At 44.5% G+C, this 14,074-nt stretch carries 12 protein-coding genes; 6 read left to right on the top strand and 6 right to left on the bottom strand.

Annotated features, from left to right (window positions below):
• Window positions 1-18: 18 nt before the first annotated feature.
• The 5 genes from arsJ to HF888_RS03635 form a co-directional block, all read right to left on the bottom strand.
• Window positions 19-1,245: an organoarsenical effux MFS transporter ArsJ gene (gene arsJ / locus HF888_RS03615; RefSeq protein ID WP_007018919.1), complete on the bottom strand. Its 1,227-nt coding sequence runs from the start codon at window positions 1,243-1,245 to the stop codon at window positions 19-21.
• A 5-nt stretch (window positions 1,246-1,250) separates the two neighbouring features.
• Window positions 1,251-2,264 (bottom strand): ArsJ-associated glyceraldehyde-3-phosphate dehydrogenase, encoded by a 1,014-nt coding sequence (locus tag HF888_RS03620; RefSeq protein ID WP_007018918.1) that lies wholly within the window; start codon window positions 2,262-2,264, stop codon window positions 1,251-1,253.
• Window positions 2,265-2,283: 19 nt separating this feature from the next.
• Window positions 2,284-3,306: an ACR3 family arsenite efflux transporter gene (gene arsB / locus HF888_RS03625; RefSeq protein WP_007018917.1), complete on the bottom strand. Its 1,023-nt coding sequence runs from the start codon at window positions 3,304-3,306 to the stop codon at window positions 2,284-2,286.
• On the bottom strand, window positions 3,306-4,088 hold the full coding sequence (locus HF888_RS16765) for a metalloregulator ArsR/SmtB family transcription factor (protein WP_007018916.1): 783 nt from the start codon (window positions 4,086-4,088) through the stop codon (window positions 3,306-3,308). The genes arsB and HF888_RS16765 overlap by 1 nt, the downstream gene beginning before the upstream one ends.
• A 164-nt stretch (window positions 4,089-4,252) precedes the next feature.
• Window positions 4,253-4,840 carry an RNA polymerase factor sigma-70 gene (locus HF888_RS03635; protein WP_007018915.1) on the bottom strand — a complete coding sequence of 196 codons (588 nt, stop codon included), beginning with the start codon at window positions 4,838-4,840 and terminating at the stop codon, window positions 4,253-4,255.
• A gap of 148 nt (window positions 4,841-4,988) precedes the next feature.
• On the opposite strand from HF888_RS03635, the gene HF888_RS03640 reads away from it, so the two are divergent.
• The 3 genes from HF888_RS03640 (at window position 4,989) to HF888_RS03650 (ending at window position 6,344) form a co-directional block, all read left to right on the top strand.
• Window positions 4,989-5,168, top strand: a complete 180-nt coding sequence (locus HF888_RS03640) for a zf-HC2 domain-containing protein (RefSeq protein ID WP_007018914.1) — start codon at window positions 4,989-4,991, stop codon at window positions 5,166-5,168.
• A 112-nt stretch (window positions 5,169-5,280) separates the two neighbouring features.
• A complete protein-coding gene (locus HF888_RS03645) occupies window positions 5,281-5,646 on the top strand; it encodes an HvfA family oxazolone/thioamide-modified RiPP metallophore (protein WP_007018913.1) in 366 nt (121 codons plus the stop codon).
• Window positions 5,647-5,732: 86 nt separating this feature from the next.
• Window positions 5,733-6,344 (top strand): HvfX family Cu-binding RiPP maturation protein, encoded by a 612-nt coding sequence (locus tag HF888_RS03650; protein ID WP_007018912.1) that lies wholly within the window; start codon window positions 5,733-5,735, stop codon window positions 6,342-6,344.
• Window positions 6,345-6,437: 93 nt separating this feature from the next.
• Here the strand turns inward: HF888_RS03650 and HF888_RS03655 are convergent, their stop codons facing one another.
• A complete protein-coding gene (locus HF888_RS03655) occupies window positions 6,438-8,801 on the bottom strand; it encodes a fatty acid cis/trans isomerase (protein WP_007018911.1) in 2,364 nt (787 codons plus the stop codon).
• A 153-nt stretch (window positions 8,802-8,954) separates the two neighbouring features.
• Here HF888_RS03655 and HF888_RS03660 point away from each other — a divergent pair, with 153 nt between their 5' ends.
• The 3 genes from HF888_RS03660 (at window position 8,955) to HF888_RS03670 (ending at window position 13,972) form a co-directional block, all read left to right on the top strand.
• Window positions 8,955-9,797 carry a crotonase/enoyl-CoA hydratase family protein gene (locus HF888_RS03660; protein WP_007018910.1) on the top strand — a complete coding sequence of 281 codons (843 nt, stop codon included), beginning with the start codon at window positions 8,955-8,957 and terminating at the stop codon, window positions 9,795-9,797.
• Between the two features lie 327 nt (window positions 9,798-10,124).
• The gene (locus HF888_RS03665; RefSeq protein WP_007018909.1) at window positions 10,125-11,930 is read left to right on the top strand and encodes an acyl-CoA dehydrogenase C-terminal domain-containing protein; all 1,806 of its coding nucleotides are present in this window, start codon (window positions 10,125-10,127) and stop codon (window positions 11,928-11,930) included.
• A 257-nt stretch (window positions 11,931-12,187) separates the two neighbouring features.
• A complete protein-coding gene (locus HF888_RS03670; RefSeq protein WP_007018908.1) occupies window positions 12,188-13,972 on the top strand; it encodes an acyl-CoA dehydrogenase C-terminal domain-containing protein in 1,785 nt (594 codons plus the stop codon).
• The last annotated feature ends 102 nt before the right edge of the window (window positions 13,973-14,074 follow it).

A 14,074-nucleotide genomic window follows, 5' to 3' on the forward strand; every position in this document is an offset into this window, starting at 1 on the left:
TATTTCACATTTATGACATTACGAGGGTTTGGCAGTGCCCTCTTTAGGTAAGGCCAGTGAAATAATAAAAGTAAGTATTAGGAATGCGCTGGATACCCACAAGCATGCTTCCAGACCATAGGCTTGATATAGCCATCCGCTTAACAAAGTTCCTATTAAGCGTCCCATCGCGTTGGCCATATAGTAGAAACCCACATCTAACGAAACGCCGTCGTTAGATGCGTAGCTGACAATTAAGTAGCTGTGTACCGATGAATTAATCGCAAATACAAAGCCAAATATCAGTAAACCGAACACGATACTGATCAGCGTATAGCTGTCATTACTTAACGCAATCGCAATCAAAGCAGGCAGGCCTGCCATAACGAGAGCCCATAGAGCAGCAGTTTTACCATCTGGATGTTTACCGCGTTTTGCTCCGGTAATATTGGGTGCTTGTGTTTGCACGAAACCGTAGCCAATAATCCAAAGTGCTAAAAAACCACCGACGGTCCAATGATCCCAATTAAATTGACTGGCAAGGTATACCGGCAGGGCGACCACAAGCCAGACATCGCGGGAGGCAAATAAAAACATACGAGCTGCGGACAGCCAGTTAATGGCAGTACTTTTTGAAAAAAGTTGAGAGAATTTAGGCTTGTTTTTCGCTTTACCTAACTCTTTTTTTAGCTTAGCTATACTGAATAGCCAAACCAGTATCAGCATGCTTGCCATGGCAAGTACTGCACCTTTAAATCCCAAGGCTGTAAGCAATACGCCGCCCATGAAAAAGCCTGCGCCTTTCAATGCGTTCTTTGAGCCAGTGAGTATAGATACCCATTTATAGAGTTGACCCTGAGCGTTTTCGGGGACCAGCAGTTTAATGGCACTTTTCGCACTCATCTTGTTTAAGTCTTTGGCGATCCCGGAGAGTGCTTGCGCTGCCATAACCCATACTACGGTGAGCCACTCTAAAGGAACCAGTAGCATAGCAAGGGCGACTATTTGTAGTAATAACCCTGTATTCATAGTTCGGTTCAGGCCTAATCGGGCACCAAGCCAACCTCCTACTAAGTTAGTAATCACGCCAAAGATTTCGTAAAACAAAAACAGCATGGCGATACTAAATGGGCTGTATCCCAAACTATGAAAATGCAGAACAACCAACATGCGCAAGGCGCCATCCGTAAGGGTAAACGCCCAGTAGTTGCCAGTGACAATTAGATATTGTCGAATTTCTGTAGACAGGTTAGCTAACGCAATCATACTGATTATCCAAGCGAATCAATTTCACCAACTTTGCGAGCTAGCTCGGCAGTACGATTTGCATAACCCCATTCATTGTCATACCAAGCGTATAGCTTCACTTGAGTCCCGTTGACGACCATGGTTGAAAGCGCATCAATAATGCTTGAACGAGGATCCGTTTTATAATCAATGGAAACCAATGGACGTTCTTCGTAGCCAAGAATATTTTTCAACTCGTTATCTGCTGCGGCTTTAAGCAGTTGATTCACTTCTTCTTCTGTCGTGTGTTTTTTAACTTCAAATACGCAGTCAGTTAAAGAAGCATTAGCTAATGGAATACGAACTGCGTGGCCATTGAGCTTTCCTTTTAACTCGGGAAAAATATGGGTTATCGCTGTGGCAGAACCTGTTGTAGTCGGAATCAAGCTCATACCACAAGCCCTAGCTCGACGTAAATCTTTATGTGGCTGATCTAAGATTGATTGTGTGTTGGTAATGTCATGAATTGTGGTCATGGAGCCATGCTCGATGCCGAGATTTTCATGAATGACTTTTACCACAGGTGCAAGACAGTTAGTGGTACAAGAGGCGGCTGTTACTATCGAATGTTTTTGTGGGTCGTACAAATGATCATTTACGCCCATTACTACATTAAGCACACCATCTTCTTTCACTGGTGCTGTCACCACGACACGTTTGACTCCTTGTGCTAAGTAATCTTGCAATACAGCCTTTGATTTCATTTTGCCAGACGCTTCGATGACAATATCACACTGAGACCAATCGGTTTCCTCAATGGTTTTATTTTGAGTACATGGAATGCGCTTATCAGCAATCAACATTGTATTGTCATCAGCGGTCGCATCATGGTGCCAGCGGCCATGAACACTGTCGAAAGTGAGTAGGTGTGCAAGCGTCGTCGCGTCTCCTGCTGGGTCATTGATTTGAATGATTTCAATATCGTCCCAATCAAAAGCAGCGCGCATTGTTAGGCGGCCCATACGGCCAAAACCATTGATTCCGATTTTTATCGTCATTGTCTCATCCTAAAAGTATTTATGTATGCGGAAACCATTTTCGTGTGCGATTTGCAAAAGCTACCAATGACAACATCACTGGTACTTCTACAAGTACTCCGACGACAGTGGCCAATGCGGCACCTGAATGTAAGCCAAACAATGATATGGCCACGGCGACTGCTAGTTCAAAGAAGTTCGACGTACTGATCATACAAGCAGGTGCTGCTATGTTATGGGGCAGTCCTATGTATTTTGCTGAAACATAGGCGAGTGCAAAAATTGCGTATGTTTGAATTAACAGAGGTATTGCAATCAACAATATAACCAGAGGCTTAGCCACAATCGTTTCCGCTTGAAAGCCAAAAAGTAAGATAATAGTGCCTAATAAACCGATAATGGACCATGGCTTAAGTGAAGACGTGAATCGATTGATGCGCTCATGATCTGAGCCTGAGTCCAAATAATGCCGTGTTAATGCGCCTGCAATCAAGGGCAAGACAACATATAAAACAACTGACAGTAGTAGCGTTTCCCAAGGTACATGTATGTCGTTTACGCCCAATAAAAATGCTGCTATTGGGGCGAATGCGAATATCATTATAATATCGTTTAGCGATACCTGTACCAGTGTGTAATTAGGATCGCCCTTTGTAAGCTGACTCCAAATAAAAACCATCGCGGTGCAAGGCGCTACCCCTAGTAATATCATACCGGCAATGTATTCGTCAGCAGACTGAGCATCTACCCAGTTGGAAAAAAATACTTTAAAAAATAGCCATCCAAGAGCGGCCATTGTAAAGGGCTTAATCAACCAGTTTATAACCAGCGTGAGGTAAAGACCCTTGGGCTTTTTACCAACATCTTTTATGGCTTTAAAATCCACCTGCACCATCATCGGGTAAATCATGATCCAGATAAGTGCAGCGACTACTAGGTTGACATGAGCCCATTCATATTCAGCAATGATGGTAAAAATGTTTGGCGCAGCGATGCCAAGTAAAACACCGCCGAGGATACTGATAGCAACCCATAGAGTGAGATAGCGTTCGAATATACCCATTAAGCATGTTCCTCTTGGCAGCATACGAGTTGGCGTTCTGGACGATCTCCCATAGTGAGTAATTTATCGTTTAGAGGCTCCAAAAAGTGAGTGACTTCGTCCGCGGTGAGTTGTAATACGGTTTTTGCCCACTGAGGCATATCTGCATGTATGCTGTAATAAATCCATTGGCCCTGTCGGCGATCAGACAACAGACCTGATTTTTTTAGTTGTGCCAAATGGCGAGAAATCTTTGGTTGACTTTGCTGCAGTGCTTCAGTGAGCTCGCAAACACACATTTCATTTTGTTGAGTGATTAACAATAAGCAGCTTAATCGAGTTTCATCTGCCAATGATTTGTAAAACATCACAGGATCAAACTCTGTTTTACTCTTCGCTTTGGACTTAATTAACGCAAAGATTTTTATGCGCTCAAAAATCTCTTTAAGGGTTGTTTCAAAAGGTTTTACTCCCCCTCTGTGGGAAGGATCAGGAAAGTCCCAAACCAATTGTTCGCTGGCATTTTCAAATCCGCGGCATTGCTGATGTGCTTTATGGCACAAAGTTATAACGTAATCAAAATGTTCGTTGGCAAGCTCATCGATTGATTTTGGGTGCAAGTGGGCTCCGGAAATCCCCATATTTTCTAAGGCTTGTAGCGCTCTAGGGTCAACTTGTTGGGCCGGTTCTGTGCCCGCGCTGATGGCTTCAAATTGATCATCAAATTGATGCTTGATAAGGGCCTCTGCCATTTGTGAGCGAGCAGAATTGTGTGTGCATAGAAAAAGAATACGAGATTTCATAATGCTCTCCATATATATGAAAATCATTATATATGAAAAATCATATATGTGAATATCGAAGTGAGGGCGCTAATAGAGCGCTTTGCCAGAGGCGCATAGTGTCAGGTGGAAGAAGCAGGGGAGAGGAAAGTGGAATAGCTGTGAATGACGCGGGATACGACAGGCTATTGGTTATGGGCAAACCAATGATTTTCTAAACATTCCCGCAGGCGAATTCGAGCGCGGTATAGTTGCACGTGTAAATTGCTGGTGGTGAGGGATTCCTGTTCGCATATCTCTGAGCTATCCAGCCCCAAAACTTCGCGCATCATAAAGATTTTGCCCTGCGTGGCAGGTAGCTTCTCCATGCATATTTCCATGATTTTCCAAAATTGCTCATCATGGACACTGTCTAGTGGCTGATTCCAATCAACGGGGCGTTCATGACGGTGCCAATGGCCGTGTTCATTGAATAAATCATGCATGTCGTCCTCGTCCATATCCAATCGGCTGGCTTCAACTAGTTTTTGTCGCTGTCGTAAAATATCAATGATCTTGTTTTTGAGAATGGCGAAGACCCAAGTTTTCAGTGCAGAACGTCGTTCAAAGGATTGGGCGTTTTTGAAAGCAGAGGTAAGAGCTTCTTGCACAGCATCTTCAGCTAATGAAGAATCTTGCAGCTGAGTCATGGCAAATTTCAGCATAAATTGGCGCAAGTCTTCTAGGTAGCTTGGGTCAGATAGCAAGTTCTGTTCATATGATGGATTCGCCATGGATTGACTCGCTTATAGATGAGTAATATCAATTTGCCATATTAGGAGAGTGAGTGCTTCTGTTTAGTTCCATGAGATGGAAAAACTGTGTAATAAAATTCAGGCTGTGGCGACCAATATCACATAATGCGTCGATGAGGTCATGCTAATGTTAAATTGTCGAGAAGCGACGCGCTTAATGTCGCTATCCATGGAGCAGAAGTTAACGGTTAGTCAGCGCCTGCAACTGAAGTTTCATCTGGCGATGTGTCGAGGCTGTCGCAATTTTGGTCGTCAAACGCAAGCTTTGCGGGAACTGGCAAAGGAATATCGGAACAAACAAAAGTAATGCAAGGGTCGCGGTTTTATACTTTTGCACTTTTTTGTGTGTAAGAAAACTTTAACGTCAACGTCAAATAAGCAAATAAGATTTGCACTAACAACAAAGAGAGGGTGATCCCATGAAAAATCGTAAGACTTCGTTAGCTATGTCCATTGGCGCTGCTGTCGCGCTAGGTGCTGCCTCAGCGTCTGTCCAAGCTGCTGAAAATCCATTTTCATCTCAACCGCTTACCTCCGGTTACCAAGTTGCAGATGGCCACGCTGAAGGCAAGTGTGGCGAAGGCAAATGTGGTGGCGAAAAACACAAAGAAGGCAAGTGCGGCGAAGGCAAATGCGGCGGTGATAAAGCGAAAGAAGGTAAGTGCGGCGAAGGCAAATGTGGTGGTGATAAAGCCAAAGAAGGCAAGTGTGGCGAAGGAAAATGTGGTGGTGATAAAGCCAAAGAAGGCAAATGCGGTGAAGGCAAGTGTGGCGGTAACGCTTAAGTCAGCATTCGTTTAAGCCTTATAGCGAAAGAGCTGGCTTCGGCCAGCTTTTTTTTGCCTGATATTTAAGTAAGAAGGTTCTATTGATGATGCTTTGGATAAAAAACCAATACCAAAGTTACCAATCTACGCTACGACGTCTCCAACTGCTTGACGGTTTGGCACCGCTATTACTTCGGTTATATCTCGCTCCCGTAATGATACAAGCAGGTTGGAACAAAATTGTCGGCTTCGAAGATACAGCAGCCTGGTTTGGTAATAGTGAGTGGGGCTTGGGACTTCCTTTTCCTGAATTATTAACCGCCTTGGCAGCAGGTACGGAGTTTATTGGTGGGATTTTATTATTGCTAGGTTTGGCGACTAGACTGGTCGCCATTCCGCTGATGGTTACCATGCTGGTGGCCGCATTGACTGTTCATTGGGAAAACGGATGGCTTGCAATATCGGATGCCAGTAGTTGGCTAGCCAATGAGCGCATAATGGAAGCGCAAGATCGTTTACAGGCTGGACGCTCGATACTCCAAGACCATGGACATTATGGTTGGCTAACTGAGAAAGGATCTTTTGTTATTTTGAATAACGGAGTTGAGTTTGCAGTTACGTATTTCGTTATGTTGTTCAGTTTATTGTTTACTGGCGGTGGTCGCTATACCAGTGTCGACTATTTTGTTGATCAACAACTAAAAAAGACTATCTAAAAAGATCAACTAACGGTCAGTACATCTTTTTATAGTTCATGTTGAAAGAAAACGTGCGGTAGTCTCGCACCGCATGCTTTCTTTTCCAATCTATTAGCGATTTTCTAAACGGTTATAATCTAAAAGACCATAATTCAAAGGGTCAAGTTTAGAAAATGATTTATGAATCGCGTCGCTATATTGCCAGAACTTCGGATCGGTTCGACGCACACCGAACTGGTCGATCAGTGCTTCGTAGTCTTGCTCGGTTTGAATGCTAGCAACTGTTTTAGCAAAGCGTTCTGCTTGCTGACTCTGAATGCGATAGAAGGCATTGGGATAAGCGGTAGCGATGTTAGGTAATATTGTTAAGTAATCCTCTTCTGGTAGACGATTTAACTCTTCATACAACAATCCTGTCAAATTACTATGTCCACTGGCACGAAGTATTGTGTAGAGTTTTTGTGTATCTTCAATATATAGGATACTTGCTTCGGGCATAATAGAGGCCGTTTTTCCTCTTACTGCATTAATCGAATTTAAGTCACTAATATCACTAGGTAGCTGGCTCTCAAGTTTAAACTTATCGCTCATTGCAGGGCTCAGTTTTTTATGTAAGCGAGCTAATAGCTCGGATTTAGGTTGCTCACTTTTGTATTGGATATTTGGTTCGGAAAGCATGTGTTTTTCATTAATTTCCAAATACTCTTTAACTTTATCGCCAGCGTCGCGATACCAATATTCCGATAGTCGTTTACGTTCATGTTGTGGTAATAAAGCTAAGAAGTTGGCTTCGCCTTCCATACGCAAAAAGTCCATATATAAACGTGTCATTAACTGATGGCCAATGTTCCCATAAACATCAAACTCAGCCACCAGTAGATAGTGAATACGCTCTAATAATGGATAAGAAATAAGCCACGCGGTTTTTGGTTCTTGACCAACCCAACCTTTCACCACAGTCGAACTATCAAAATGACGCATGATGGTTAAAGCGGCATTGGGATTATGACCGTCACCGTCCCAAACAATATCCGTTGTCATACGCTTTTGATCTAAAAGGTTTTCTTCGATAGCTTTGTTTTTTGCTTTTAAGTAATCAGCATGCAGCGAGCTATAGCGCAACCAGTTAGTGGCAATTCCCGAGTTACTTTGCGCTTCACCCGGTAATCGCAAATTATTGCTTTGTTCACTTAAAAACTCAGCCAAGGCCGGATCGTCTTGATAATCTGGATCAACAAAGGCAACCCAGAAATGATCATCAATAACATTGAGAGCAATTTGCCCACGGCATACCGGTCCTTTTATAAAACCTTGAACAATAAACTCGCTTTCTTGCAACATAAAACGATAGCGTGCTTCAACTGGTAATTGTTCGAATGCAATAAATGGGTTAGCAGCCACTTCAGGTTCATAACTTGGTAATTTATCTACTGTGTATTCAGGCTCGATAAATAATTCGTTAATCCAATCTAAACGTTCTTGATTTAATCGATACGGCATGTGGGTCTTGTGCACAATCGAGCGATCTATTTGCATTAAGCGATAATAAATTTGTTGTACATTTGGCTTGTCATAGGGACGTCGAGCGTTAACCGGTTTAATAGGAAAACCTGGTGGTGTAGCGGATCGTACCATTTTGAAAAAGAACTTTGGTTGCTGTTCAGGTTCAATATTTTTGAATAAAGGCAGGTCTGAAAAATACAGGTTTGCTAGGTATGTATGCTCAAATACATAGCGCGCGGTTAATTGATGTTTATTGTCAGGCTTATTTAAAAAGGTCTCCCAAGTGGTGATCTGTTGCTTAATATCATCAGGCAACTCAGGTAGCTTCGGTAAAGGCGCGCCTTTTCTAATCCATTCTTTCAATATTTCATGCTCTTGCTGCTTCAACTCAGGTAATGCGTAAGGCATGCCCCACAATGGCTGATTGCTGCGGTAATTAGCATATTCTTGTGGGGTCGGACACACTTCAGGGCGATCTAATCCCAAAGGGAAACGTTCATCTAACAGTTTATCTTTGGGCAAAGGATGTTCTTGTTTTTGTTCCAGCATTTGATAGAACAAACTATTTTCTAAATTCACCTCCGCGTTTTGTGTGCGATCGTTTAGTACGCTAAAAAACCCTTTATTACGCCATTGTTCGGTTGATGTGGCATCGATACCAATACGTGTCGGGTCCACGGCAAGAATCCGGGTACCATCATAAACTCTTTGCTTGGTGGCACCACGCATAATGCCTTCGCTAGAAGAAAGCTTTAGCTGACAGGGGGCATCGTAGCAACCGTGGCAAACAACGCAGCGTTGCTCGATGATAGGCTCGACTTGTTCGTGGTAATTGCTTGCGACAATGGAGTCGTTGTCGACGCGGCGATCAGAGACTACAACCTCTCCATACAGCTCACTTAGGTTGGGTTGCAAAATGCCAACACTGGCACAACCGGCTAGGAATAAAATTAACAGAGTAGGTCTTAGCATGATATTAGGGCCGCCATAAAAAGCGGAGCAGTGTAGCGGCAACATTGATCACTGCAATCCTCGATCAATTAGAGTGTGCCGTTTTTCACTTTCATCCGCGTAAAGTTTGTGAAATCATCCCCTATACGAACAAAAAAGAAAAGACGATGAGTTATGACGGCTACTACCCTGATAAAACAAGAACAAAGCGCAAAGCGAGTCGTGCTTGAAGTCAAAGACGCGATTGCTTATGTCACCCTAAACCGCCCAGAGAAGCACAATGGCTTAGATAAGCAGATGTTTATTGAGATGGTGGCCACGGCAAAACAAATTCGTAAAGATCGTCGTATTCGCGCTGTGGTGATGAAAGGAGAAGGCCCATCGTTTTGTGCCGGCTTAGATTTCGCTGCGGTCAGCAAGAACCCTAGCATGATTCCTAAGTTCTTCGCCAAGCTGCCATGGAGCAAGGACAACATGTTCCAACGGGTTGCTCACATATGGCGCGACCTACCCGTTCCCGTCATTGCAGCGATACATGGCAATTGCTTTGGCGGTGGCATGCAGATTGTCCTAGCGTGCGATTATCGCATTTCAACGCCGGATGCCAATTTATCTATCTTGGAGATGAAATGGGGGCTTATTCCAGATATGAGTGGCATGGTCACGCTTTCCCGTTTAACGCGTATCGATATTGCCCAAGAACTCACCATGACAGGGCGCTTCTTTAGCGGTGAAGAGGGTGCAGAGTACGGTATTATTAGCCGAGTGAGCCAAGATCCGGTGGCAGAAGCCACTGAACTAGCGCAAACCATTGCGACAAAGAGCCCAGATGCAGTCGCGGCAACCAAATACTTGTTCAAGAAAACGTGGAAAAAAGATACGCGCGGTGCGCTTTTATGGGAGCGACTCACCCAATTACGTTTATTGGGGCGCAAAAATCAACGCATTGCTATGGCCAATGGCTTGGCGAAAGACAAAGAACCTAAGCCTTTCTTGGATCGAACGTCCTTTAAATAACCGAGCCGCATGGCGAAATTATTCTAAAAGCTGCTTTCGGGCAGCTTTTTCGTTATATCGCGCCAAATATCCCCTCAATCCCTTATATTCTGGGCTTTAGCACAAAGAATAATGAGGGAATTCCCACCTTGATTCTCAGTCTTTGTAGCTATACTTGTGGATTATTTGCGCAAATATGCGCGCGCGAATGCTTGACAAGTTTTGGTTGCAAACGTATGTTTCAAACACTTGTTTGAAGACAACCTGCTTGAGGCTCCCATTTGGGAGTGGCAGTGTAAATATTAACCGGCTCTGATGAGAGACCCCAAAGTAGGCTAAGAGGTTACCATGCCAGAATATAAAGCCCCCTTACGCGAAATCAAATTCGTAATGGACGAAGTCTTGGATATGCCAAGTCACTACGCCAAGATCCCTGCATTCGCTGATGTTGCTACTCCAGATATGGTTGAAGCCATCATTAACGAAGGCGCCAAGTTCTGCGAAAATGTATTGGCTCCTCTAAACCGTGTTGGTGACGAAGAAGGTTGTACTCGTCACGAAGATGGTTCTGTAACAACGCCAACTGGCTTTAAAGAAGCATACCAACAGTTCGTAGAGGGCGGCTGGCCTTCACTTGCTCACGAAGAGCAATACGGCGGTCAAGGCCTACCTGAGTCTCTAGGTACGGTTATGTCTGAAATGGTTGGTACTTCTAACTGGTCGTGGGGCATGTACCCAGGTCTATCTCACGGCGCTATGAATACTCTAGCGAGCTGGGGTACTGACGAACAAAAAGAAACTTACCTGACTAAACTAGTAAGTGGTGAGTGGACGGGTACCATGTGTCTAACTGAGCCTCATTGTGGTTCTGACCTAGGTATCCTTAAAACTAAAGCTGAGCCAAATGCAGACGGTTCTTACTCTATCAGCGGTACTAAGATCTTTATCTCTGCTGGTGAACACGACATGGCTGAGAACATTGTTCACATCGTTCTAGCTCGTCTACCTGGTGCACCAGAAGGTACCAAAGGTATTTCTCTATTTATCGTTCCTAAGTTCAACGTTGCTGAAGACGGTTCTGTTGCTGATCGCAACGCAGTCGTTTGTGGTTCAATCGAGCACAAAATGGGTATCCACGGTAACGCCACTTGTGTAATGAACTTCGACGGTGCCAAAGGTTACTTGATCGGACCTGAGAACAAAGGTCTAAACTGCATGTTCACCTTTATGAACACTGCACGTATCGGTACTGCACTACAGGGTGCTACTGCAGCTGAAGGTTCTTACCAAGGTGCACTAGCCTACGCTAAAGATCGTTTAGCGATGCGTTCTTTGACCGGTCCTAAGGCTCCTGAAAAAGCAGCTGACCCAATCATCGTTCACCCAGACGTACGTCGCATGCTTCTAACTCAGAAAGCCTTCGCCGAAGGTGGTCGTGCGCTTGTATACCTAGCGGCACAGCAAAACGACATCGTGCACAAAGGTGAAAGCGAAGAAGAGCGTAAAGCAGCTGACGAACTACTTGGCTTCCTAACGCCAATTGCTAAAGCATTCCTAACTGAAGTAGGTTGTGAAGCGACTAACCTAGGTGTTCAGGTATTCGGTGGTCACGGTTTCATCGCTGAGTGGGGCATGGAACAGCTAGTACGTGATGCTAAAATCTCGACTATCTACGAAGGTACTACAGGTATCCAAGCACTTGACCTACTAGGCCGTAAAGTATTGATGTCTCAGGGTCAGTCTCTGAAGAACTTCACTAAGATCGTTCACAAGTTCTGCCAAGCAGAAGAAGGTAACGAAGAGCTTGCACCGTTCATCACTAAGTTGAACGAGTACAACAAAGAGTGGGGCGATGTGACCATGAAGATCGGTATGTCTGCTATGAAGAACCGTGATGAAGTAGGTTCTGCATCTGTTGATTACCTAATGTACTCTGGTTACGTAACATTGGCTTACCTATGGGCGAAAATGGCAAAAGTTGCTCAAGACGCTCTAGCTAATGGCACTAGCGAAGAAGACTTCTACAAAGCGAAGCTAACTACTGCACGCTTCTACTTCACTCGTATCTTGCCACGTGCTAAGGCTCACGCTGAGTCTATGGTTGCAGGCGCTGATACGCTAATGGATCTTCCAGAAGAACACTTCGCGTTCTAATGAAAGACCGTTAGGCGAAAAAACCGCAGCTTTTTAGCTGCGGTTTTTTTATGTCTTGCGACGGATATTGTTGGAAAAACAACCAAATTATTTATTGAATTGTCCATTTTAAGTATCGAAAAGGGATAAAAACCGCTAAAAACGGGAATTTTTCGAGGAATGGTGTAGAATACGCCACGCTTAAAAACAGGGCTGGGTGACGTTAGCGCACAACGTATACGCCAAACGCCACACCAACGGAATAAAGAGGATCTGATATGCCTGAATATAAAGCTCCCTTGCGCGACATGCGCTTCTTGTTAAACGAAGTATTTGATGCACCAAGCATGTGGGCAGAAAACCCACGTCTAGCCGAAGCGGTAGATCCAGATACAGCGGACGCCATTCTAGAAGAAGCAGGCAAAATCGCCTCTCAAGTATTAGCACCTCTTAACCGTGAAGGTGATGAGCACAGCTCTAAGTGGAACGATGGTGAAGTAACCGCACCTCCAGGCTTTAAAGAAGCATACCAAACCTACTGCGAAGGCGGCTGGGGCGGTCTAGGCGGTAACCCAGAATTTGGCGGTATGGGTATGCCTAAGATGCTTGTGGGCCAGGTGGAAGAAATGGTTCAGGGTTCAAACATCTCATTCGGTCTAGCGCCAATGCTAACAGCCGGTGCCTGTCTTTCTTTGAATGCACACGGCAGCCAAGAGCTAAAAGAAAAATACCTACCTAACATGTACTCTGGCCAATGGTCAGGTGCCATGGACTTAACTGAGCCACACTGTGGTACAGACCTAGGTATTATCCGTACAAAAGCGGAACCACAAGCAGACGGTTCTTATGCCATTTCTGGTACTAAGATCTTCATCACTTGGGGTGAGCACGACATGGCGGAGAACATCATCCACCTAGTGCTAGCCAAGCTACCAGATGCGCCTGCTGGTCCTAAAGGTATCTCTCTATTCCTAGTGCCTAAGTACCTTGTAAACGAAGACGGTTCACTTGGCGAGAAGAACACCATGGGTTGTGGTTCGATTGAACACAAAATGGGTATCAAGGGTTCAGCCACTTGTGTTATGAACTATGACGGCGCGAAAGGCTGGTTAGTAGGTGAAGTAAACAAAGGTCTAGCGGCCATGTTCACCATGATGAACTACGAGCGTGTTGCGGTAGGTATCCAAGGTTTGGGTGTGGCTGAGAACTCTTATCAGAACGCCGTATTATACGCCAATGATCGTCTACAAAGCCGTGCACCAACAGGCAAGCAATTCCCAGAGAAAGCGGCAGACCCAATCATTGTTCACCCAGACGTGCGTCGTATGCTAATGACCATGCGTGCTAACACCGAAGGTTCTCGTGCGTTCTCTACTTATGCGTCTCGCTGGTTAGACCTTGCCAAGTTCTCTGAAGACGAAGACGTGCGTAAAAACGCAGAAGCCATGGTGGCCTTGCTAACGCCAGTGGTTAAGTCTTTCCTAACCGACTTAGCACTTGAAAGTGCTATCGAAGGTCAGCAAGTATTTGGTGGTCACGGTTTCATTCGCGAGTGGGGTCAAGAGCAGCACGTACGTGACATCCGTATCACTCAGATTTACGAAGGTACAAACGGTATCCAGTCTCTTGACTTGATCGGCCGTAAGATCGCTGCCAATGGTGGTGCGTCCTACCGTATCTTCGCTGAAGAAATTCAGCAGTACATTGCGTCTCAAGAAGGCAATGACAAAATGGCTGAATTTATCAATCCATTGAAAGCAGCGATTGCAAACCTAACTGAATTGACTGAGTGGGTGATGGATAAAGCGCAAAACAATCCAAATGAGATTGGTGCGTCTTCTGTTGAATACTTGAAAGTGTTCGGTTACACATCTTTCGCTTATATGTATGCAATGAAAGCAGAAAAAGCATTAGAGAAAGAAGGTTCTGAACCTTTCTATGCTAACAAGCTAGCCACTGCTCGTTTCTTTGTTAAGCGTTTGCTTCCAAAATATATTTCACTAACTGAAGCAGTGAAAGGCGGAGCAGATTGTCTATACGAAATGGCAGCTGATCAATTTTAATTGATGGCGGTTAGCCAGAATATGGCTAGCAAAGTCTGGGTTACTTTCTTGTAACCCTATAAAAAAGCCGAATCAGAGATGATTCGGCTTTTTTATTATAAA

The organism is Bermanella marisrubri (genome assembly GCF_012295615.1).
Classification (GTDB): domain Bacteria; phylum Pseudomonadota; class Gammaproteobacteria; order Pseudomonadales; family Oceanobacteraceae; genus Bermanella; species Bermanella marisrubri.